A 21,267-nucleotide genomic window follows, 5' to 3' on the forward strand; every position below is an offset into this window, starting at 1 on the left:
GTCTCACATATTTGCGTAGGTTGCTTTCAGGTCGGCCACGTCGGCCTCGCTCAGGAGGCGCGTCTTTTGCCCGCGCAGTGCTACAAGAAGTTTGGCAGTTTCTTCCAGCTCTTCTGCCGCGCACACGGCCGAGAACAGATCCTTGCCCGACACCACGGGGCCGTGATTGGCCAGCAGAACTGCGCTGTACGCGCCCTTCAGGTCACGGATCAGTTCGCCCGATTTCGGGTCGCCCGGTTTGACGTAAGGCACCAGTTTCACCGTGCCCACGCGCATCACCACATAGGGTGTCAGTGGTGGAATGCAGTCATCGGGGTTGGTGTCTTGTAGACAGGAAAGAGCGGTCGCCCAGGTCGAATGCAGGTGCACCACGGCCCCCGCCTGCGGACGGGTTTCATAGAAGGCCTGATGCAGGAACACTTCCTTGGTCGGACGGTCGCCCGCCACGTGATTGCCATCCAGATCGATTTTGCTAATCCGGTCGGGATCAATCGCGCCCAAAGTAGAATTGGTCGGTGTCATGAGGATGCCATCGGGCAGTCGGGCTGAGACATTGCCCGCCGTCCCGACCGAAAAGCCCCGGTTGAACAGGGACGCACAGAGGTTCGACATCTCTTGGCGCAGATCTGCTTCGGTGCTCATGTCCTCCCCTCCATGATGCGCAGAGCTTTAGTAAAGAAGTCCGGCGCGCCGAAATTTCCTGATTTCAGCGCAAGCGAGATCGGTTGATCCTCGCCCAGTGTCAGGACTGGAACGCCAGGGTCGATTTCCGCGCCGATACGCATCGCAGGCGAGCCAAGTTCGCCCGCCACTGCCTGCGCCACCGCGCCCGAAGTTTCGCCGCCCGCCACAACGATCCGGCGATAGCCGCGTTGCACCAGTGCGCGGGCGGTGTCGGCAAACAGAGCGTCCAGCTTCTCGGCCACGGCCTCGCGACCGAACTTGCCTTGAATCGCTTTCACCTCGTCGGGGGTGCCAGAAGAATGGACCAGGGGCGCATTGCCGGTGTTCTCAGCGATGAATTCCAGCAGGTCATCCATTGTGACCCTCCCATTCATGACGCCGGGTACGTCGATGGCATAGGTCGGATGCGATTTCTGATGCTCGGCCAGCTGACCGCGCGTCGCACCAGAGCACGACCCCGCCAGAATGGCCTCGGGGCCTTGAATGCCTTCTGCAGAGGGCAAATTGGCCTTGGCCTGACCGCTGCGAATGAAGTTGCGCGGCAAGCCCAGCGTGATGCCCGAACCGCCCGTAACCAGCGCAGCGCCTTCAAGTGCCTCGCCCAGCGTCAGCAAGTCTTCGTCAGATACGGCATCTGTCACAGCATAGTGTTCTTCCGCACCTTGCAGCGCAGCCCGCACCTGTTCGGACCCGGCCAACACGGTCGACAGCGGCAAATGACCCACCGCATGCTCGGTCTGCAAGCGCAGGAAGCGGCGCAGGTCGGGATCCGTCATCGGCGTCAACGGATGGTTCTGCATCCCACTTTCGCTTAGCAGCATGTCATGCACGAACAGATGGCCCTGGTAGACCGTGCGCCCGGTCGTCGGAAAGGCCGGACAAACCACCACGCCGCGCGCCCCCAGCTTGGCGGCCAGAGCATCGGCCACCGGGCCGATATTGCCTTCAGGCGTTGAATCAAAGGTCGAGCAATACTTGAATACGATCTGCTTGCAGCCCTGATCCAGAAGCCATTTCAGCGCCTCGAGGCTTTCGCGCACCGCATCTTCAACCGGGTTCGAACGCGACTTCAGACTAACAACGCCGGCGTCGATGTCCGGTGCGGCAGGGCCAGTAGGCACGCCTGGATACTGGGCGGTTCTCAGACCTCCTTCGCCGTCAATGCCTTTGGCCAGAGTGTTGGCGACATCGCTGCCGCCAGTGAAATCATCTGCGATAACGCCAATTAGCATTGCTGAACCTCGTTATTGTGTTCGATCCGGCGGCGGATTTCTTCAATCGCGGCCTCAGGGCTGGTCAGAACAGGAACGTCAGTGCATTCGCGCACCGCATTCGCAGCGCTGGCCATGGAAAACTGCGCCAGCAGGATGACATCCGCATCAGTGATCATGGCGGCGGTATTGGCAATCAATCGGTCGTGAGTTTCGTCGTCGCCAGCCTTTTTGGCGTCCAGCGCGCCCTCGCAAAAGACCGAGGTGATTTGCGCGATGCTGCCTTTCTCGCGAGCAGCCTCAAGGAACTCATCCTCCATCCCACCGGCGGCAGGTTGGAAAGTGTACAGCATGACAACTCGGTCTCCGTGGGAGAATGCCGCTTCGAACATAGCTTCGTTAGGCTTCATTACTGGAATGCCCGCCTCGAAATTGGCACGTTCGATGGCCGCCCCGAAGGCGGAACAGGTGAATAAAACCCCATCGGCCTCTGCAGCCTCGGCATAGCGGGAAAGGTCGATTATCCGGCGCAGAAGGTCAGCGGAAAGTTCCGCCGATTTCGCACGATCCACCGAAAGACCCTCTTCCAATATCGAGATCATCTCGGCTTCCGGCCAAAGCTTCTCTGCAGCATCCTCGATCGGATCAATCGCCACTTTGGTTGCATGAATAAGCGCTATGCGCGGTCGGTCTTTCATCTTTTTTGCGTCCTGAAATATTCGGCGACACCACAGGGAGAGAGGCAGTGCCGCCGAAAAGCTGCGGGCAAGAGTTGCCCGCAAGGAGTATCCTCAAGCTGCAACGCTTTCGCGCACTACGGCTTCTGCGACGAGGGAGCCAAAGGCGTCACAGTTCACGGATCCACCCAAGTCACGGGTGCGGTTTTCCGAGACGTCGATCACTGCGTCCACGGCGTCGGCAATGGCTTGACCGGCATCCATCAACTTCTGGATGCCACGCTGTTCGCCCAGCCAGGTCAGCATCATGGCCGCTGATAGGATCAACGAGGTCGGGTTGGCGACGTTCTGCCCCTGAATATCCGGCGCCGATCCATGTTGCGCCTGAGCGCAGCACAGACCGGTTTCAGCGTTGGCGTTGATCGACCCTGCCAGACCCAATGACCCAGACAATTCCGACGCTAGATCCGACAGGATGTCCCCGTAAAAGTTGGTAGCTACCACCACATCGTAAGCTTCGGGTTTGCGCACAAGAAGTGCGGCGAAAGCATCGACGATCAGCTCTTCGGTTTCAACTTCGGGGAAGTCCTTGGCCACTTCGCGGAAGCATTCCAGGAACAGTCCGTCGGTCATCAGGAACGAGTTTGCCTTGTGGATCGCCGCAACCTTCTTGTTGCGTTGCATTGCCAACTTGAAGGCTTCGCGACAAATCCGCATCGAGCCGTGGCGGGTGATCTTGCGTACCGACAGCGCCATGTCGGGGTCGGGCATCATCTCGCCCACGCCCTTGTACATGTTTCTGTCAGGGTAGAAGCCCTCGGTGGCTTCACGCATGATCACCAAATCCATGCCTGGCGCTTTGTTCGGGATGAAGCTGCGGGTACGTGCGGGACGTACGTTTGCATAGAGGTCCAGCCCGATGCGGAAGCCAGCCGACACGTTGCGTCCACCTTCGACAACCGGGGGATAATCCATGTGTGACTGAGTGCCTAGGATCACACCGTCAAATTCGGTGCGGGCGCGATCCAGAACCTCTTCCCGCAGGGTGATGCCGTGGTTCTTTAAGCTGGTGAAACCGCTCTCTTCTTCATGGAAGGTCAGTCCCAGATCAAAGCGTTTGTTCGCAGCCTCGACAACTTCCAGGGTCGCCGCCATGATTTCCGGCCCGATACCATCGCAGGGCAGTGTCATGATACGCATACTAGTCTCCTATGATCGGCCATTTGGCCAAGTTCGTTGAGGGTGTCGGCTTAGTCGCCGACGAATTCTTCTTGATCGCGTGCGGCTTCCATCCGCTTCTTCATGCGACGCCCCATCAGCATGGGCAGCACGAAGCCGGCGATTGCCACAAGCCACAGGATGATGGCCAGGGGGCTGCCGACGAGGATGAACCAGTCGCCATCCGAGATCGTCATGGCACGGCGCAGGTTCACTTCCATCTGGTTGCCTAGGAGAATGCCAAGGATCACGGGCACCAGAGACACGTCGAGTTTGCGCAGAACCCAGCCAGCAATCCCAAAGCCCACCATCAGCATCACGTCAAAGGTCGAGCCGGTGATCGAATAGATGCCTACGAAGGAAATCATCGCGACGATCGGCATCAGGATCCGGGTCGGGACCATAAGCACACGGGTGAAGATGCCTACCAGCGGGATGTTCATGGCCAGTAGGATGAAGTTCGCAAGGAACAGCGAGGCGATCAGGCCCCACACGATGTCCGGGCTTTTCGAAAACAGCAGCGGACCAGGCGTGATGTTCAGCTGCAGCAGCACTGCCAACAGAACCGCCGTTGTCCCCGAACCGGGAACACCCAGCGCCAGCATCGGCACCAGTGCGCCACCCGAGGCCGCGTTGTTGCCCGCTTCCGGTGCCGCGACGCCTCGCGGGTCACCTTTGCCGAAGGTCTTGCCATCACGGTCAACCGCTTGCTTTTCCAACGAGTAAGCCAGGAACGATCCCAACGATGCGCCCGCACCGGGCAGAACGCCCGAGAAGAAGCCAAGACCCGTGCCGCGCGCCATCGAGGGAAGGCAGCGCTTGATCATCTTGAAGTCGGGCATGATCCGGCCAATTTTGGTTGCCCCGGCTGAGCCGACTGCGCCACCGCGGTGATGCTCGAGGAAGATGAACACCTCGCTCAGCGCGAACAAGCCGACGATCGCAATCAGGAAGTCGATGCCGTCATAAAGGTGTACGTGGTCGAAGGTGAATCGCTGCGAGCCCGTCTGGCTGTCGCTGCCAATCATGGCAATGCCCAGTCCCAGCGCTGCCGCAAATGCCGATTTTGCCTGGTTAGTGGACGAGATGCCGCCAAGGGTTGCAAAGGCCACCGTGAACAGTACGAAATACTCGGCCGGTCCAAATAGAAGGGCTATTTTCACCAACTGCGGGGCCAGAACGACCAGACCACAGGTGGCCACGAAGGCACCTACGAACGAGGCAACCCCAGACAGCGACAGGGCCTCGCCTGCCTTGCCCTGCTGGGCCATCGGATAGCCGTCCAGACAGGTCATCATCGCCGGTTCGTCGCCGGGAATATTCAGTAGGATCGAGCTGATCCGTCCCCCATACATGGCACCGTAATAGACACTGACCAGCAGGATCAGAGATGCGGTCGGGCCCAGACCCAACGAGAAGGCAATGGGGATCAGGATCGCTACACCATTGGCTGGGCCAAGACCCGGAAGTGCACCCATCAACGTTCCCAGAAAGCAACCGATGACCGCCAGCAACAGGTTCTGCGGGGTGAGTGCGATGGCAAAGCCATCTGCAAGAAGAGACAGAATTTCCATAGGTATCGCTCCTCAGAAACCAAGTGGACCTTTGGCCAAAGCAAGGCCGAGGATCAGGTGGAAAACGACGTAGATACCAACCGAGGTACAGACCCCCGTTACGAGGGACCAAAGGGGTTGTGTCCCCAGGCGCCACGTCAGGTAGGCTGTTGCGAATACAGTCGAAATCAGGAAGCCGATTTCAGGAAGCGCCCAGCTATAAGCAAACATGACAGCTACCGCGAAGACGATTTCGGCAAATTCGCGCATATGCGGCCATTCCGGTTCGTCGTCGGGACGCAAAATGAAGTAGAGCGAACAAAGCGCGACGATGGAGCCTACGATGTAGGGGAATGCACGTGGACCAACCACATCGACCATGAAGCTGTCTTTGATCGTTGATGCGGCCCAAATATAGAAGATGGCGAGCGCCAACCCAAAGCCGCCAAAGATGCGGTCACTCATTTTCTTCTCCCTTTCATTTAATGCGCAGTGGGCTGGCCGGTTCATGCGGCCAGCCCGATGTCGCGTTATTGGATAATGCCAATCTCTTTCGACAGCTTGGTCACATCAGAGATGCTGCCCGCCACGAAGTTGTGCATATCGTCGCCGAAGTTGTTGAAGGGTGCGATTGCAGCTTCTTCAAGGGTTGCCTGGAAGCCCGGGTCGGCAACCATGGTCTTAATGGCGTTCGACCAAAACTCTTTCGCTTCGTCCGAGGCACCAGCGGGCATGTAAAGACCGCGCCAGTTCGCACCAACCACGTCATAGCCCAGCTCTTTTGCGGTGGGGATGTCCGGGTAGTTGGCCAGACGCTCGGGCGCCATGATGCCGATGATGCGGATGTCACCCGACTCCAAGAAACCCAGCATTTCCGAGAAGTCACCTGACAGCGCTTCGGTCGCACCCGAAAGCAGACCTGTCATCGCTTCGCCGCCACCGTCAAACGAGACGTATTTCAGCTGCGTGACGTCTTCCATTCCTGCTTCGCGTGCCACCAGCATGGGCTTGATGTGGTCGAAGCTGCCAACCGACGAGCCGCCAGCGATACCGACCGAACGCGGATCTTCCAAGATCGCGTCCATCATGTCTTTTAGCGTCTGGAAGGGCGAGTCTGCACGCACAGCGATGGCGCCATATTCCGCACCGAAGGTCGCCAGGAAGTGCACGTCATCCTGCGTCGCGTCCTCATAGATGCCCTGCGCTATACGCGCGCTGGTCGACATAGACGCTGCAACGATCAGGTTGTTGTCTTCGTTACGCTCTTTGGTGACGTGGGCAAAGGCAACACCACCGCCGCCACCCGACATGTTGGTGACTTGCATCGAATCTTCGATGACACCCAGATCAAAAAGGTGTTTGGCGGTTGTACGGCAGATGAAGTCCCAGCCACCACCCGGGTTGGACGGGGCGATGCACTGCGGGCTTTCAGCTTTGAATTCAGCGGATGCAGTACCCACACCGGCCAGCAGGGCAACGGTAGCGAAGGCGCTTGCACGAGTAAGTTTCATGAACACGAGGTGGTCCTCCCATTTTTTGATGTTCGGTAGCGCGAATCTCGCGCCAGTAACAGGAATTGCATATTTGATTGCAAAAAGCCAATTTAAATTTGCTTTTACGCGGTCAAAAATCCAAAGTCACATTGCTGCATATTAGCCGTACTGTTGCCGTATCGATAAAAAAGCATTGAATAATAACAACTTACTTTTCTACCCGGCGTCACCGGAGCTTGGCTTTTGTTCTACCGGACTGGCAAAAAACCAATCATGGGCACGTGACAGTTGCAGAAAGGTGTAGACCTAAATCCAATTTTTTGGTTTTTATAGCTCATAAAGCCAGAAAACTGGGGCGTTCTGGAAAGGCAAATGCAATCTGGGATGCCCCCAAATCAACCCATCGGTGATTAGGATGTCGGGAAGAACAAGCGAGCTTTCGAGGAAGATCTCCAACCGGCTACTACATGACATAGTGTCCGGCTCCCTAAGTGCCGGAGAGCATGTCAGCGCCCAGCAGGTTGCCGACAGATACGGCGTTTCGCGTACTCCGGTACGCGAAGCTTTGGTTAGCCTTGAAAACCAGAAGGTACTCGTCCGGCAACCAAACCGCGGATATTTTGTTGCAGACAAAATCCCATCAAAGATAAATTCTACCCTGGCAAAAGCGATGCCCGAGGGAAATGAGGACTATCAAACCCTCGCCAACGACTGGCTGACCAACCAGATCCCCGAGGACGTTACTGAACAGTTTTTGCGTCAGCGATATGGCTGGACTAAAACCAAGGCTCACGACCTATTGGCCAGGGCATCCCGGGAAGGATGGGCAGAACGCAAAGAGGGATACGGTTGGCGTTTTTTGCCGGTTGCCAAGACCCCAGAGGCTTTCGATCAGATCTATAGATTTCGAATGGCGATCGAACCCGCCGCCATGCTCGAACCCACGTTCGAGCTTGATCATAAAGTCTTGGATGAACAGCGGCGTATTCAGGAAGGCATGTTGAACATGGACGTGAAATCAGCTCCGGACGAGTCCTTGCTCAAGAACGGTTCGCTGTTTCATGAAGAACTCATCAAACTCTCGGGCAACCCATTTTTCCTGATGTCCCTACAGAGAGCCAACCGGATGCGCCGCTTGATGGAGTACCGGGCTGAAGTCAACCGCGAACGCCTGATCGAGCAATGCTCTGAACATCTCGAGATCTTGTCTCTTTTAGAGCGCGGCAACGTTGCAGATGCCTCTTACCGGATGCGCCAACATTTAAGCGGTGCCCTGAAACGCAAATCGCCGCTGGCTTGGAGCTGGGCTGCGGACAATCCGACGGAGGCCGATTGAGCGATGCCGCAAGACGTTAGAACTGCGCCCATGATCCACTCGATGGCACTGGTTGCGCATGACAAGATGAAAGATCAGATGATCGAATGGGCGAATGCGCATAAGTCCGAACTGGCAGAGATGGAATTGTTCGGCACCGGCACGACCGGGGGGCGTATCGCCACTGAAGTCGGGTTACAGATCACCTGTCTGAAAAGTGGCCCTCTCGGAGGTGACGCGCAAATCGGCGCGATGATAGCTGAAGGGCGCCTTGATGCGCTGATCTTTTTCATCGACCCGCTTTCTGCGCTGCCTCACGATGTGGATGTGAAGTCGCTGCTACGACTGGCCACGCTGTATAACACCGCGCTGGCCATCAACGTGGCAAGCGCGACGCTGCTGGTGCGCGCGGCTAGCGTTAAAACCGCCAAAACAGCCTGAGGATTCACTTTCCGCACAATCTGCAGAAATATGAATGTCTGCGGCGGGGCTTTAAGGGGTCATTCAGGTAAATAAAGCTAATGGCAGTTTTGTCCGGCTATGCAGTCGTTCGAATGACAAAAGCCAACCAAAACCGTTGGATGACCGCTTTGAGCCCTGTGTGCTGACTTGTCGTCGTTCGTCGAAGGGCCGGTTTGAAGCGGCAAGCGAACCGAGCACGTTGCGCTACGAACTATCCTTGCCGGATAACAATCGGTATGACTAGCATTGGTGACCGGCGATGCATTTTGCGGGTCTGAAATTCCTGCTTCGGAGCATGTTTTTTGCGAAATCGCTGGGTCATACTGTTTGTGTTGTTCTTTGCGCGAACGACTATGGCTTTTCAGTTCCAATCGGTAGCGGCGTTGTCTCCGCTTATGATCGACAGCTTACTGCTGTCGATCACTGAGATTGGACTGTTGATCGGACTTTACCTTGGCCCGGGTATCATAGTGGCGATCCTTGGGGGATCAGTTGCATCTGTTTTAGGTGACAAGCGTGTCGTTGTAGTGAGCCTCATTTTGATGCTTGTGGGCAGCATTCTCGTATTGCAGGCCTCGACATTTAGCGGATTGGTCGCCGGGCGCGTCATGGCGGGTATCGGAGGCGTGGTCGTCAATGTCCTGATGACGAAGATGGTGGTTGATTGGTTTGCCGGGCGTAACCTGGCGGCCGCTATGGCAATATTTATTAGCTCGTGGCCGATGGGGATTGGCTTGGCACTGGTCATCCTGCCATGGCTCGCTGGTCAAGGTGGCTTGGGTTGGGCTTGGGCATGTGTCGCGTTGGTGATTGCGGTGGCGTTGGCCTCGTTCTGGGTGACCTACGAGACGCCAGAAGCGGCCGTTGCACATGGACGCATTGTTTTAGTTGACCTGCCGTGGGTGCCACTGACCTTCGCAGCACTGATATGGGGCTTCTACAACGCGGCACTCGCTATGGTCTTTGGCTTTGGCCCGATAATATTGGTCGATAGCGGTCTTTCGGTTGCCGGAGCAAGCACCGCAACGAGCCTCTTCATGTTCGCCATTGTCATAGCCGCACCTTTGGGGGGATGGGTTGCTGACAGGTCAGGCCGTCGAGATGCTCTAGTCCTTTTTACTTTGGTTGCAGCAGTCTTTTTGCTTCCGCTGATGCTCTATCTTACTGCATCGACTGCATGGATCGTGTTTGCATTGGCCGGGTTCCTAATCGGACTCTCGCCCGGAGCGATTGTAAGTATGACCTCGCAGATACTCCCGGCCCATGCGCGAGCCTTTGGCACAGGCGTCTACTATTCGATGTATTATATCGTCATGATGGTTTCGCCGCCAACGGCAGGCGCACTGGCGGATCAAATGCAGAATGTGAACGTCACTTTTCTATTGGCTATGGGGATGATGAGTATTTGCATATTGGCTTTGCTGGCCTTTCGAAAGACAGCGATGTCGGTAGATTGAATTTCGCTCCATGGCCTGAATATGATTCACTGTCGGGTTTTGTTGTTCATGGCCACTCAACTTGTGCGAAACCGTCTAAACCGGTCGTTGGTATAGACGCCGCGAAAGCTCACTTTGTCCCGCTTCTCGGGATTTGCAAAGTCTAGTTTTGTATGTCTGGTTCGGGCTGACTGCGGTCCTTTGAATTAAGAATGCGGATGGCTGCAAAGTCCCGCGTTGCGGAAGTTTAGGTGCGAGTTGCGTATGTCGGATTCGCACCTAAACCTGACATTTCAATTGCGTTCGGCAACGGTGGTTGCGCCCTCCCGCAACCAGCGTCAGAAAATCTCAATACAGCCCGTTCAGACTACAAGTGATCCACTGGATCAATTGCTTAACGACTTCACATCGTCAGGCTCATATCCTGAACGCCAGAGGTGCAAAGCCGTAAGCAGTTCGTAAGTCACCAAATGACAGACTCGTTCGTTCCGGGCGCCGGAGGGCGGTAACGGTGCTACACTAGTGCTATCCTGCACAGCAAAGAACAGCTTCGATGGTGCAACCTGTTGCGGCTCCTCTTTTCCTGGATATCTCCAACAAAAAACCCCTCCAGCACCCCCGTCTGCATTGTCAGTACCGTCAGCCAAGTGAAGCGTGAATGCTCGTTTGGCGCTATCCATGTGATGCAGCGACTGTTTTCAGGGTTGTGAAGCCATAAAGTGCTTCAAAGCCTTTTTCGCGACCATGACCGGATAGACCTGTGCCGCCAAAAGGAAGTTCAACGCCACCTCCAGCGCCGTAATTGTTCAAAAATATCTGACCCGCCTTTAAGCGTTTGGCCATGCGCATCTGACGAGCGCCGTCACGCGTCCAGCAACTTGCCACAAGACCAAACTCCGTGCCATTGGCTATGGACACGGCCTCATCCTCGTCCGAGAACGGAACGACGACTTGCACCGGCCCGAAAATCTCGTCCTGAGCGAGGATATGATCGGGAGGTACATTCGCAAAAAGCGTTGGCGCGACATAGGCGCCGGTTTCTGGAGCAGACGCTACAACTTCTCCCTGGGCTGCGACTTCAAGATCAGACCCCATTGCGATGAAGTTCTCGACAATCTCTTTCTGCCGATGGGAGACGAGCGGCCCGAGATCGAGGTCAGCAAGGGCAGGTCCGGCTCGTAAATCAGCATATCGTTTCGACATTGCCGACAGCACCTCATCGTATCGACTTTCATGGACGAGAATGCGTGATGAGGCCGAGCAGGTCTGGCCCGCATTTTGGATACCGGCGTTCACTAAAAAGGGTAAAGCCGCTACAAGGTCCGCATCATCGAAGAACACCTGCGGAGATTTTCCTCCAAGCTCCAGCGTCACCGGGACAACGTTGTCTGCTGCCATTTTTTGAATACGCTTGCCTACGCCAACAGATCCTGTGAAGGATACGTGATGCACGCCCTTGTGCAGGCTGAGCGCTGCGCCCGCTTCTTTGCCAAGTCCCGGAACAACATTCAACGCGCCGTCAGGCAGCCCGGCCCGTTTTGCCAGTTCCGCGAAGGCCAGCGCAGTCAGGCATGCCTCTTCGGCGGGTTTCAGAACGCAAGCGTTCCCTGTGGCCAGCGCTGCACCAACCGAGCGTCCGATGATCTGCATCGGATAGTTCCAGGGGATGATATGGCCCGTGACGCCATGGGGTTCGCGCAATGTGTAAACGGTGTAGCCGTCTAAGTAGGGAATAGTCTGACCGTGGAGCTTGTCAGCCGCACCCGCATAAAACTCCATGTAACGGGCAAGTGCTATGACATCGGCACGGGCCTGTGTGAGCGGTTTGCCGACATCACTGGCCTCAAGCCGCGCCAACTCATCGATGTTGTCCAGAACCAGTGCGCCCAGCCTGGCCAGGATCCGGCCGCGCTCTACAGCCGTTGCCTTGCCCCAAACCCCCAGCAAAGCTGCTTCGGCCGCTTGAACGGCGCGGTCGATATCTTCAGGTCCGCCCTTCGCGATCATGCACAAGATTGAGGAATCAGATGGGTTGATCAAATCAAGCATGTCTCCGGATGCAGGGGGTACCCAACTCCCGCCGATCATGCAGGTTCCGGGGTCAATTCCAAAAACGGTCAGAGGCATAGACATTTCCTAGTTTTCTCATCCATCAAACCGGCAACACCCCATCAGGGGTCACACTCGCGGCCCGGTACGGCCCTGATCTACTCATTTCATGCGCGCGCGCGTTCCAACGAAGTCAGCTGTGGGGCCGCTGCTATCAGTGTCTTCGTGTATTCCTGTTGTGGCGAACGGAAGACCGTGTCGGTCTGCCCTTCTTCGACGATCTCGCCGTTCTGCATGACCAAAACGCGATCAGAGATCGCTTTTACGACGCTCAGATCATGCGTGATGAAAAGATAGGTCAGGCCGCGCTCGGCGGAAAGATCTGCCAGCAGGTCCAGAATTTGCGCGCGGATCGAGACGTCGAGTGCGGAAACGGCCTCGTCCAGAATGATGAGTTCCGGCTTTGTAATCAATGCGCGTGCGATGGCAATGCGCTGTCGCTGACCACCTGAAAACTCGTGAATATATTTGTCACGATCAGCGGGCTTGAGGCCGACGGATACCAGGGATTCGGCGATTTCCTCATCGGTTGCTTGACGCTCCAACCGAAAGAAAGGTTCCGCAATCAGCCGCCCGACTTTGTGTCTCGGGTTGAAAGAGCCATATGGATCCTGAAAGACAACCTGCATCCCTTGCCGGGCTGTATCGTCTGTTTGAACATCCAGCTCATTCAGCCGGATCGACCCACCCTGAATGGCATCCAATCCCAGGATTGCCCGTGTCAGAGTGGACTTTCCGCACCCGCTTTCGCCCACAAGCCCTAAACATTCTCCGCGCCGCAGGTTGAAACTGACGCTGTTGACCGCACGAAACGGTGCGGGTTTTTTAAAAAGAGATTTGCGTGGACCGGCATATTCGCGAACCACATTTTCGACGCGGAGCAGAACAGTATCCTCGATATGAGAGGATGCGTCCGGCTGGTGTGTCGATGCTTCAAACAGCGCTTTGGTGTAGGGATGTTGCATCCTTTGGTGAAGAGATGCGGCCGCGCCGCGCTCCACGACCTGACCGGTCTTCATGATGACAATATTGTCTGCAATATCAGTTACGACCGCCAGATCGTGCGTGATCAGCATCAAGCCCATACCGTCCTCGGAAACGAGTTGCTTGAGCAACCTGAGAATCTCGGCCTGGGTGGTCACATCAAGCGCGGTTGTCGGCTCATCCGCAATCAACAGTTTGGGCCGCAATGCAATCGCCATCGCGATCACCACCCGCTGTCTCTGCCCTCCCGACAATTCGTGCGGGTAGCGTGAAAGAGGAAAACGATCTTGCGGCAGCTCGCACCGAGTCAAAGTTTCCGCGGCACGCACCATCGCTTCGGCACGGGTCGTGCCCTCGTGAATGCGGATCGTTTCAGCGACCTGCTGGCCGATTGTCTGTACTGGGTTCAAGGCTGTCATGGGCTCCTGAAACACCATTCCGACGGTCTTCCCGCGAATATCGCACATGGCTGCTTCGCCGACTTGCAAGACATCCTTGCCGTCCAAGTAGATCGCTCCGGAACACTTCGAACCATCAGGAAGAAGCTGCATCACCGAGAAGGCCGTAAGAGATTTGCCAGAGCCACTTTCACCGATGATCCCGCAAACTTCTCCTGCTTCTATGTCAATCAACACACGGTCGAGGATTTGCGTGCCATGAACGGTTAACGAGAGGTCGCGAATGTTCAGAAGATTCATCGCCCGGTTCTCCGGATTCGTGGATCCAGCAGGTCGCGAAGGCCATCGCCGGCCAGGTTCAGCCCCAGCACGGTCAGCAGAATGGCAAAACCGGGAAACAGCGCCAGATGTGGAGCAATCGAGATCAGCGTCTGGCTTTCGGCCAGCATCCGCCCCCAACTTGGGATCGGGGGCTGTGCGCCCAAACCGACATAGCTCAACCCTGCTTCTGCCAAAATGCCCAACGAGAACTGTATTGTTCCCTGAACGATCAGCAAGTTGGTGATATTGGGCAGGATATGCTCGACAGATATGCGCGTGGCCCCTTTCCCGGCGACTCGTGCGGCCAGAATAAACTCGCGCGTCCACAATGGCAGGGCGGCCCCCCGGCTGAGGCGTGCAAAGACGGGGATATTAAATATACCGATTGCTATGATCGCGTTCACGGCCGAGGGGCCGAAAACAGCTGTGATCATGATCGCAATCAAAAGCGACGGAAACGCGAAGACAAGGTCATTTCCCCTCATGATCACCTCGTCCAGCCAACTCCCCCGGTTCGCTGCAGCGGCAAGCCCCAGCGGAACGCCGAACCCCATTCCAATTCCTACGGCGACAAAGGCGACCGCAATTGACGTCTGAGCGCCGACCATAACCATTGAAAATGTGTCCCGGCCAAAATGATCTGTCCCGAACAGATGCTCGGGTGATGGCGGCTTCAGCTTGGATGCGATGTCCAGAACGGTGACGTCATAGGGCGTCCAGACAAGTGAGATCAAAGCGCCCAATGCAAAAACCGAAGTCAATGCCAGACCAAGAACCAGATTGCGAGACCGCAGTGCGCTTTTGACAAAACCCGTTTCAATCATGGCTATGACCGGGCTCTCAGTCGTGGGTCAACCCATGCATAGGCAATGTCGACCAAAAAGTTCACTACGATCACAGCAAATACCAAAAGCATCACGACACTTTCAACGACGATCAGATCACGCTGTGTGATCGCCTGAAAAACCAATCGGCCAAGCCCCGGCAGGAAGAACACGTTCTCGATTATGATCCCGCCCGCCAGAAGAAACGAGAATTGCAGACCAATGATCGTGAGCACGGGTATCATTGCGTTGCGCAATGCATGGCGCCACATGACCTGTCCCTGCGTCAGCCCCTTGGCACGGGCGCTGCGCACGTAGTCTTCTGAAAGTGTATCCAATAGAGAGGACCGCATGACGCGGGCCAGAATTGACGCTTGAGGCAAAGCCAAGGCCACGGCCGGTAATGTCAGGGCCTTCAGCCCAGCCAGGACACCCGCGTCCCATCCTGGAAACCCGCCGGCAGAGAACCATCCGAGATTGATGGCGAAAACGATCACCATCAACAGCGCGAACCAGAAATTGGGGATGGCGATCCCGAGTTGCGTCGCCCCCATCACAGAAAGATCTGTCATCGACCCGCGACGCGCAGCTGCCAGAACACCGACCGGAAACGCCACAACAATAGTCAATGTCAGCGCATAAAGCGCCAGAGGCAACGACACCTGCAATCGATCCGCCACCATGTCCGATACAGGGGAACGGTACGTGTAAGATGTGCCTAAATCACCCGTTAACAGACCGGAAACCCATGACAGGTACCGTTCTGCCACAGACTGGTTTAGCCCCAACTCCGTCCGAAGTGCTTCCACCGTATCTGGCTGCGCATTTATGCCCAACATGAACGAGGCCGGATCTCCCGGCACAATTTCAATACAGGCAAAAATGACCAGGCTCGCTACAAGAAGGGATACGAAAAGCGAGCCAAGTCTTTTTACGAGGTAGGGCAGCATATAGCGCGTTATTCCGACCAGCTGACGGACGTCAAATCCACCGCTTGTGTCGGTGCGTCTTTCCAGATGCCATCCAACTTGGAGTTCACGACCGATGTCAGCGCCAACTGGAACAGATATCCGTTGACGTAGTCCTCTGAGATGACTGTCTGCGCCTGCTGCAGCAACTCAGATCGCTTGGCCGGGTCGGTCTCGATTGCCAGTGACGAAATCAGGTCCTGAAAACCCGCATTGTCATACTGAAAGTAGTATTCGGGACGCGCATAGATGCCGATATCCATCGGTTCGGTATGGCTGACGATTGTCAGGTCAAAATCATAACCCCGAAAAACCTGCTCCAGCCACTGTGCCCACTCAAGATTGCTGATCTCGGCATCGATTCCGATTGTGCGCAGCTGCGCCGCGATGATCTCTCCGCCACGACGGGCGTAGGAAGGCGGAGGCAACTTCAGAGTTGTCGAGAAGCCATCGGGATAGCCAGCTTCTGCGAGCAGTGCCTTTGCTGCGTCGGGATCAAAAGGCGCGTTCCCTGTCAGATCGACATAATCGGGATGGTGCGGCGCAAAATGCGATCCGATGGGTGTTCCATAGCCAAACATCGCCCCGTCAATGATCGCCTGGCGGTCAATGGCCATGCTGACCGCCTTGCGCACACGGACATCATTGAAGGGTTCGGCCTTGTTGTTGATGGCCAGAATGGTTTCACCTTCGGTGTTTCCCGCAAGAACGTTAAACCGTGGATCAGCTTCGAACTGAGCGAGGTTCTCAGGCGCCGGGTAGGTATAGAACGCGTCGATATCTTCGGCCATCATCGCAGCAAATGCCGCTGTCGGTTCAGAAATGAATTTGAACGTCGCTGTTTCCAGTATTGCAGCGTCGCCCCAGTAATCGTCGTTGCGCGTTAGGGTGATGCTGTCGCCTTGTTTCCAGTCGCTGAAGCGGAAAGCCCCTGTTCCGATCGGGTTGGATTTGATGTCCGCGACACTTTCCTCGGCGACAATGACCGCGTCACCCCAGGCCAGATTGAACAAGAGATTGCCTTGGGGGTATTTGAGCGTGACGTTCACCGTTGTCTCATCCACCGCTTCAACGCTCTCGATCGCTTCAAACAGTGCCTTTTGCGCGTTGGTGGAATCTTCGCCCCGCGCGCGGTCGAGCGAAAAAACGACATCCTCAGACCCAAAGCTCGACCCATCGTGGAAGGTTGCACCGTCCCGAAGTTTGAATGTGTATGTCAGGCCATCCTCAGAGATGGACCAGCTCTCAGCCAAACCGGGATTTACCGATCCATCCGATCCAAACCGGGTAAGACCTTCAAAGACATTTGAATAGAGAACTTGGTCAATGGCAGCAGCTGCCGCAGACGTCGGGTCAAGATGCGGTGGCTCCAGCTGAAGCCCAACGGTAACATCGGTTTGGTTGGCGAAGGCAGCACTGGCCCCCAAGATTATCGCTGTCGACAGCAGTAGAGGTCTCACAATATTCTCCCTGAGATTTTCTTTTTCTATTTGAATGGGCATCCCAGCGTCACAGATTACCCCGCGCGCAGCAAGCTTAGATGAGAAAAACACGGCGACAATACCGTATCTGAGAATTGTCGGCTTCTGCACAATCCAGTCAGCCGACTTAGCCGTAGACGGGTCGGGGTGTCGTGCCGATGGGAAACGGGCCAACCAACTTTCGGATGTGGAAGCGAACAAAAATTCTGAGATGATGCAATATTTGCAGCGCGAGATTGTGTTTCCCGCGGTTCAGCCTCGTTTAATCTTGAGAATTAACGTGAATTACAGACCGGGAAGCTTTGCTATCCCGATACAGCGACGTGAAGAAGCTGGAACATTTTGGGGCAGGCCCATTCCCTTAAAGCTGCCCACGAGACCGCAATCTAAGCCAGCCAAAACCTTGGCGATTTTGTGCTGGCTCATATTCTTTCAACGCAGATTACGTTTATCCCGGCGCTGCGCACGCGCCACTGGTTCAGGGATATTGCTCAATTACCACCAGTGCCATCACCGAAAGAACCGCAATACAGTGCCTCAAAAACCGGATCGCCCATCTTTTTCGGCGCAAGCAGACTGCGGTTCAGATACTCGCGCGACTAAAAGACGAGCGTCTCAAAGCAAGACCGATGACCAGAGCTTCTACCCTGCGTCTGGTCATCAACTGCCGCGATTGCGGAAACTGTCCTCGAACTCGGGCGTTTGGTTTTCGGCGCTGCCGCCGCTTGGGCCCTCGCAGGCGGCAAGGAGAAGCAAGCTGACGGTGATGAGGGTCGCTCTGATCATTTTGGTGTCCTTTACGTTCAAACTGTAAAGACAACAGTATGTGTTGAGCGGTTTCAGAACAGGGCAACCTCCGTCGCGTTAACTCAAACCTATGTGACGTGGCTGTGAATGCGAGGATCGCTTTATTGAAGGAGAACTTGATTTTACCGATAGATACGGCTCGCGACCCGCAACAGTTGAGCGCACTTTTTGGCATCGTGCGCAAGTTTAACTGCTCCCCCTGCATACCTTTCTGCGACAATTGCCTATTCGGAGTGCCGACCTCAAACGTAATACTTGCAGGGCCAACCCGAGGAAAACCTGATAGGCGAACAACCGATAAACCGCAAAAAGACCCACCATAGGGCGGGTCTTTTTGTTTTTGGAAACACCGAGGCCTCAGACGATTTCGATCTGGCCCGTCATGTGCGGGTGAAACACGCAAAAATAGGCGGACTCCATCCCGTCTTCGACGAGAATGTCGGCGCTTTCGCCCTGCTTCAGTTCCTTGGTATCCCAACTCAGATCGTTTGCCGATGCGGTATGAGGGGCGATGTCCAGATTGGTCCATCGGAGTGTGTCACCAACCCTCACCTGAATTTGCGCCGGTTCAAAGGTAAAGCGTTTGATCGCTATCTCATGGACCTGTGGCGCCTCATCCGCCCGCACACCCAAGGCCAGAGCGGTTGCCGAAACCACCGCTCCTCCTAGAACTTTCCGGCGGGAGACCATGGATCGCATCAGTTCAGCGACTCGACCATCATTTCAGCATGACCTTCATGCGCCTTGAAAATCTCAAGACCCTGTTCAAACAGCGCTTTGACTTCGGCGTTGTCGATATTCGGGATCATGGTGCCTTCTACCAATTCGTTGACCGCCTGGTGATAGGCCAATTCATTGGCGGCATAGGCGGCATCAAACTCGGCACCGCGCAGCTGCGACAGGTTGTCGATGATCTTCTCGGCATTGGCATTCAGCGTTTGACTGAACGCATTGTCCTGGGCGGTTGCGCCTAGTTTTTCCAGCAGTCCCAGCGCAGCTTCGTTCACCGCGGTATGATCGCGGATCATGGTGTTGGCGAATTCGTGGATGTCGGGGTTTTCTGACAGAGCGAGCGCCAGATGCGCGTAACGAATGTCGATGTTGTCTGCGGTGTATGCGATATGTGCATATTCAAGATCGCTCATATCCGCGATCTCCTGAGCCGAGGCTTGCGCGCCGGTCAATGCAATTGCGAAGGCGATTGTGGAAAGAAGCTTTTTCATTGTGGAGTCTCCGTGGAGGGCTGAATCAGACCTTCAGTATTCGTGGTTTTGAAAATGAGCACATACTCAGGCGTCCGCAGAGAGACTCAGATCGTTCAAATCTCGGAACGGATGGGTAGCATGTCTTTGGGTGCATGCCGTGGTGATTATTGCCTGCGATTCGGTCAGATCAGGCCGCTTGGTGCCGAGATTCGTACGGATTGCATCTGCGTCATGGCAAAAACATACATTTTTCACATACGTTACAGTCCCGTCGCCCAATCGTGACGCATATTGCTTTGGCCCTGTGGTAAGAGCGGACTACCTCACCCCTGAGGCAGACTTATTGACGGAGACTTAAATGGCGCATCGCTGGACCAACACTTTGACACATGCCGACGTGACCCCCAGGGCGGCGTTCTTGAACCGGCGGCAGGTGATGGCCGGTCTGGCCGGTGTCGGTCTGACCACGATTGCGCGCCCGGGGGCAGCACAAGAGGCACTTGAACCGAACACGTGGGAAGAGATCACCTCTTACAACAATTATTATGAGTTCGGGACGCGCAAGGATGACCCGGCGAAATATGCGCATACCCTCGTGACCGAACCCTGGAGCATCAAGATTGATGGTCTGGTTGATCGCCCGGGCGATTACGACTTTGCGGATATCATGTCAGAAATGACGGTCGAAGAACGCATTTACCGGTTTCGCTGCGTCGAGGCGTGGTCGATGGTTGTTCCCTGGAATGGGTTCGAACTGGCCGATCTGTTGAATATGGCGGGTGTGCAGGAGGAAGCGAAATACGTGGCCTTCGAGACCGCCCTGCGTCCGGATGAGATGCCCGGCGTCCAGTTCCCGGTCCTGGACTGGCCCTACCGGGAAGGTCTGAGGCTGGATGAGGCCATGCATCCCCTGACTCTCATGGCGACTGGAATATATGATCGGCCGATTCCAAATCAGAACGGCGCGCCGTTGCGTCTGGTGGTCCCGTGGAAATACGGATTCAAGTCGATCAAATCGATCGTGCGCATCACACTCACGGATGTGGAGCCACCGACCAGCTGGAACATGGCGAACCCCCGCGAATACGGGTTCTTCAGCAATGTGAACCCGAATGTGGACCATCCCCGCTGGTCTCAGGCCTCCGAGCGGCAGATCGGTGGTGGTCTGTTCGCCAAACGAATTCCGACCCTGATGTTCAACGGCTACGAAGAAGAGGTCGCGGGGCTTTACGAAGGCATGGATTTGTCGAAATACTATTGAGACCATGCAGACTTTGAACCGCATATGTCACCGTGTGCCCGTCTGGGCGGTGTATCTGCTGGGCGCCCTTCCGGCGCCCTGGTTGTTTTATCAGGGCCTGACCGGGGGTCTCGGCGTCGATCCCATCGAAGCGCTTGAGCACCGCTATGGGGAACTGACGTTGCAGCTGTTGATTGCAGTTCTGGCAATCTCGCCATTGCGCCGGTTTGCCGGGCTGAACCTGATCAAATTCCGACGGGCACTTGGCGTGCTGACCTTTGGTTATGTCAGCCTGCATCTGTTGGTCTGGTTGGTCCTGGATGTTCAGCTGCCCAGCCAGATCTGGGCAGATATCCTGAAACGACCCTACATTACGGTTGGCATGGCAGCGTTCCTGTTGACGCTTCCACTCGTCTTGACCTCTAACAATATGTCCGTTCGGCAATTGGGGCCACGCTGGCGCAGCTTGCAGCGTCTGGTTTATCCGGCGGCCGTATTGGGGGGACTTCACTATGTCATGCTGGCCAAAGGGTTTCAGATCGAGCCTTTGATCTATCTGTGTACGATTCTGGGCCTGCTTCTCCTGCGCGTCCCGTTCCCAAGTCTTTTGACCCGGTTGCGACAAGTCGATTCCGTGTGACTCGGGACGGTGAATGTCATTCCCCCTCATCTAACGAACCAAATCGGGCGCTTTAGGTACAGTGGTGCGGGAATTCTCTTGATCGAAATTCTGTAAGATGTTGATAAAAATGTAAAAATTCAAAGATTGCGAGTTTTTGCCAGTTTTCTGAATTTTCCTCTTGCGCCTTTTGGGAGTATTACTTAGAACGCCCTTCACCGGCGCTGCTGAGGCGGTTGCTGGGACGCTGGGAACGGCGGAG

At 55.8% G+C, this 21,267-nt stretch carries 21 protein-coding genes; 5 read left to right on the top strand and 16 right to left on the bottom strand.

All coding sequences use genetic code 11. The features are described 5' to 3' along the window. Positions 1–3: 3 nt before the first annotated feature. The 7 genes from otnC to ACR0K4_RS21600 form a co-directional block, all read right to left on the bottom strand. The gene (gene otnC, locus ACR0K4_RS21570; RefSeq protein ID WP_480738570.1) at positions 4–642 is read right to left on the bottom strand and encodes a 3-oxo-tetronate 4-phosphate decarboxylase; all 639 of its coding nucleotides are present in this window, start codon (positions 640–642) and stop codon (positions 4–6) included. After that, positions 639–1,916: a 3-oxo-tetronate kinase gene (gene otnK / locus ACR0K4_RS21575; protein ID WP_480855721.1), complete on the bottom strand. Its 1,278-nt coding sequence runs from the start codon at positions 1,914–1,916 to the stop codon at positions 639–641. The genes otnC and otnK overlap by 4 nt, the downstream gene beginning before the upstream one ends. Then, complete coding sequence (locus ACR0K4_RS21580; RefSeq protein ID WP_480855722.1) at positions 1,910–2,593, bottom strand: aspartate/glutamate racemase family protein; 684 nt, start codon at positions 2,591–2,593, stop codon at positions 1,910–1,912. The genes otnK and ACR0K4_RS21580 overlap by 7 nt, the downstream gene beginning before the upstream one ends. A gap of 93 nt (positions 2,594–2,686) precedes the next feature. Continuing rightward, positions 2,687–3,772, bottom strand: a complete 1,086-nt coding sequence (locus tag ACR0K4_RS21585) for an isocitrate/isopropylmalate dehydrogenase family protein (RefSeq protein ID WP_480855724.1) — start codon at positions 3,770–3,772, stop codon at positions 2,687–2,689. A gap of 50 nt (positions 3,773–3,822) precedes the next feature. After that, on the bottom strand, positions 3,823–5,364 hold the full coding sequence (locus ACR0K4_RS21590; RefSeq protein WP_299637589.1) for a tripartite tricarboxylate transporter permease: 1,542 nt from the start codon (positions 5,362–5,364) through the stop codon (positions 3,823–3,825). 12 nt (positions 5,365–5,376) lie between these two features. After that, positions 5,377–5,808: a tripartite tricarboxylate transporter TctB family protein gene (locus ACR0K4_RS21595; RefSeq protein ID WP_299637587.1), complete on the bottom strand. Its 432-nt coding sequence runs from the start codon at positions 5,806–5,808 to the stop codon at positions 5,377–5,379. A 65-nt stretch (positions 5,809–5,873) separates the two neighbouring features. Continuing rightward, on the bottom strand, positions 5,874–6,854 hold the full coding sequence (locus tag ACR0K4_RS21600) for a Bug family tripartite tricarboxylate transporter substrate binding protein (RefSeq protein WP_282027314.1): 981 nt from the start codon (positions 6,852–6,854) through the stop codon (positions 5,874–5,876). Between the two features lie 397 nt (positions 6,855–7,251). Between ACR0K4_RS21600 and ACR0K4_RS21605 the strand changes: the two genes are divergently transcribed. The 3 genes from ACR0K4_RS21605 (at position 7,252) to ACR0K4_RS21615 (ending at position 10,070) form a co-directional block, all read left to right on the top strand. Then, on the top strand, positions 7,252–8,172 hold the full coding sequence (locus tag ACR0K4_RS21605; RefSeq protein WP_282027315.1) for a GntR family transcriptional regulator: 921 nt from the start codon (positions 7,252–7,254) through the stop codon (positions 8,170–8,172). Between the two features lie 3 nt (positions 8,173–8,175). Then, positions 8,176–8,592 (top strand): methylglyoxal synthase, encoded by a 417-nt coding sequence (locus ACR0K4_RS21610; RefSeq protein ID WP_480855726.1) that lies wholly within the window; start codon positions 8,176–8,178, stop codon positions 8,590–8,592. Positions 8,593–8,942: 350 nt separating this feature from the next. Beyond that, positions 8,943–10,070, top strand: a complete 1,128-nt coding sequence (locus tag ACR0K4_RS21615) for an MFS transporter (protein WP_480855737.1) — start codon at positions 8,943–8,945, stop codon at positions 10,068–10,070. Between the two features lie 651 nt (positions 10,071–10,721). Here the strand turns inward: ACR0K4_RS21615 and ACR0K4_RS21620 are convergent. The 8 genes from ACR0K4_RS21620 to ACR0K4_RS21655 all read right to left on the bottom strand — a co-directional run bounded on the left by ACR0K4_RS21620 (position 10,722) and on the right by ACR0K4_RS21655 (position 19,164). Then, the gene (locus ACR0K4_RS21620; protein ID WP_480522268.1) at positions 10,722–12,182 is read right to left on the bottom strand and encodes an aldehyde dehydrogenase family protein; all 1,461 of its coding nucleotides are present in this window, start codon (positions 12,180–12,182) and stop codon (positions 10,722–10,724) included. An 83-nt stretch (positions 12,183–12,265) separates the two neighbouring features. Further along, the gene (locus ACR0K4_RS21625; RefSeq protein ID WP_480855727.1) at positions 12,266–13,840 is read right to left on the bottom strand and encodes an ABC transporter ATP-binding protein; all 1,575 of its coding nucleotides are present in this window, start codon (positions 13,838–13,840) and stop codon (positions 12,266–12,268) included. Then, positions 13,837–14,685 (bottom strand): ABC transporter permease, encoded by an 849-nt coding sequence (locus tag ACR0K4_RS21630; RefSeq protein WP_480522270.1) that lies wholly within the window; start codon positions 14,683–14,685, stop codon positions 13,837–13,839. Before ACR0K4_RS21630 ends, ACR0K4_RS21625 begins: the two co-directional genes overlap by 4 nt. A 2-nt stretch (positions 14,686–14,687) precedes the next feature. Continuing rightward, entirely contained in the window at positions 14,688–15,635 is a 948-nt protein-coding gene (locus ACR0K4_RS21635; protein ID WP_480855729.1) for an ABC transporter permease, read from the bottom strand. Between the two features lie 8 nt (positions 15,636–15,643). Then, positions 15,644–17,113 (bottom strand): ABC transporter substrate-binding protein, encoded by a 1,470-nt coding sequence (locus tag ACR0K4_RS21640; RefSeq protein WP_480855731.1) that lies wholly within the window; start codon positions 17,111–17,113, stop codon positions 15,644–15,646. A gap of 681 nt (positions 17,114–17,794) precedes the next feature. Further along, the gene (locus tag ACR0K4_RS21645; RefSeq protein WP_480522273.1) at positions 17,795–17,920 is read right to left on the bottom strand and encodes a hypothetical protein; all 126 of its coding nucleotides are present in this window, start codon (positions 17,918–17,920) and stop codon (positions 17,795–17,797) included. A 378-nt stretch (positions 17,921–18,298) separates the two neighbouring features. Beyond that, on the bottom strand, positions 18,299–18,598 hold the full coding sequence (locus ACR0K4_RS21650; RefSeq protein ID WP_480855732.1) for a cupredoxin domain-containing protein: 300 nt from the start codon (positions 18,596–18,598) through the stop codon (positions 18,299–18,301). A gap of 41 nt (positions 18,599–18,639) precedes the next feature. Further along, positions 18,640–19,164, bottom strand: a complete 525-nt coding sequence (locus tag ACR0K4_RS21655; RefSeq protein WP_480522275.1) for a DUF4142 domain-containing protein — start codon at positions 19,162–19,164, stop codon at positions 18,640–18,642. Positions 19,165–19,504: 340 nt separating this feature from the next. Here ACR0K4_RS21655 and msrP point away from each other — a divergent pair, with 340 nt between their 5' ends. Both msrP and msrQ read left to right on the top strand, forming a co-directional pair. Further along, a complete protein-coding gene (gene msrP, locus ACR0K4_RS21660) occupies positions 19,505–20,407 on the top strand; it encodes a protein-methionine-sulfoxide reductase catalytic subunit MsrP (RefSeq protein WP_480855734.1) in 903 nt (300 codons plus the stop codon). A gap of 4 nt (positions 20,408–20,411) precedes the next feature. Next, positions 20,412–21,026 carry a protein-methionine-sulfoxide reductase heme-binding subunit MsrQ gene (msrQ, locus tag ACR0K4_RS21665; RefSeq protein ID WP_480855735.1) on the top strand — a complete coding sequence of 205 codons (615 nt, stop codon included), beginning with the start codon at positions 20,412–20,414 and terminating at the stop codon, positions 21,024–21,026. A 30-nt stretch (positions 21,027–21,056) separates the two neighbouring features. Here msrQ and ACR0K4_RS21670 read toward each other — a convergent pair. Beyond that, a partial coding sequence (locus ACR0K4_RS21670; protein WP_480855736.1) for a hypothetical protein occupies positions 21,057–21,267 on the bottom strand: 211 nt, incomplete at its 5' end.

The organism is Ruegeria sp. K11, from assembly GCF_056531905.1.

Bases quoted from the DNA above. Each gene is read 5' to 3' on its own strand.
- otnC (WP_480738570.1), bottom strand. From the start codon at position 642: ATGAGCACCGAAGCAGATCTGCGCCAAGAGATGTCGAACCTCTGTGCG.
- otnK (WP_480855721.1), bottom strand. From the start codon at position 1,916: ATGCTAATTGGCGTTATCGCAGATGATTTCACTGGCGGCAGCGATGTC.
- ACR0K4_RS21580 (WP_480855722.1), bottom strand. From the start codon at position 2,593: ATGAAAGACCGACCGCGCATAGCGCTTATTCATGCAACCAAAGTGGCG.
- ACR0K4_RS21585 (WP_480855724.1), bottom strand. From the start codon at position 3,772: ATGCGTATCATGACACTGCCCTGCGATGGTATCGGGCCGGAAATCATG.
- ACR0K4_RS21590 (WP_299637589.1), bottom strand. From the start codon at position 5,364: ATGGAAATTCTGTCTCTTCTTGCAGATGGCTTTGCCATCGCACTCACC.
- ACR0K4_RS21595 (WP_299637587.1), bottom strand. From the start codon at position 5,808: ATGAGTGACCGCATCTTTGGCGGCTTTGGGTTGGCGCTCGCCATCTTC.
- ACR0K4_RS21600 (WP_282027314.1), bottom strand. From the start codon at position 6,854: ATGAAACTTACTCGTGCAAGCGCCTTCGCTACCGTTGCCCTGCTGGCC.
- ACR0K4_RS21605 (WP_282027315.1), top strand. From the start codon at position 7,252: ATGTCGGGAAGAACAAGCGAGCTTTCGAGGAAGATCTCCAACCGGCTA.
- ACR0K4_RS21610 (WP_480855726.1), top strand. From the start codon at position 8,176: ATGCCGCAAGACGTTAGAACTGCGCCCATGATCCACTCGATGGCACTG.
- ACR0K4_RS21620 (WP_480522268.1), bottom strand. From the start codon at position 12,182: ATGTCTATGCCTCTGACCGTTTTTGGAATTGACCCCGGAACCTGCATG.
- ACR0K4_RS21625 (WP_480855727.1), bottom strand. From the start codon at position 13,840: ATGAATCTTCTGAACATTCGCGACCTCTCGTTAACCGTTCATGGCACG.
- ACR0K4_RS21630 (WP_480522270.1), bottom strand. From the start codon at position 14,685: ATGATTGAAACGGGTTTTGTCAAAAGCGCACTGCGGTCTCGCAATCTG.
- ACR0K4_RS21635 (WP_480855729.1), bottom strand. From the start codon at position 15,635: ATGCTGCCCTACCTCGTAAAAAGACTTGGCTCGCTTTTCGTATCCCTT.
- ACR0K4_RS21645 (WP_480522273.1), bottom strand. From the start codon at position 17,920: ATGATCAGAGCGACCCTCATCACCGTCAGCTTGCTTCTCCTTGCCGCC.
- ACR0K4_RS21655 (WP_480522275.1), bottom strand. From the start codon at position 19,164: ATGAAAAAGCTTCTTTCCACAATCGCCTTCGCAATTGCATTGACCGGC.
- msrP (WP_480855734.1), top strand. From the start codon at position 19,505: ATGGCGCATCGCTGGACCAACACTTTGACACATGCCGACGTGACCCCC.
- msrQ (WP_480855735.1), top strand. From the start codon at position 20,412: ATGCAGACTTTGAACCGCATATGTCACCGTGTGCCCGTCTGGGCGGTG.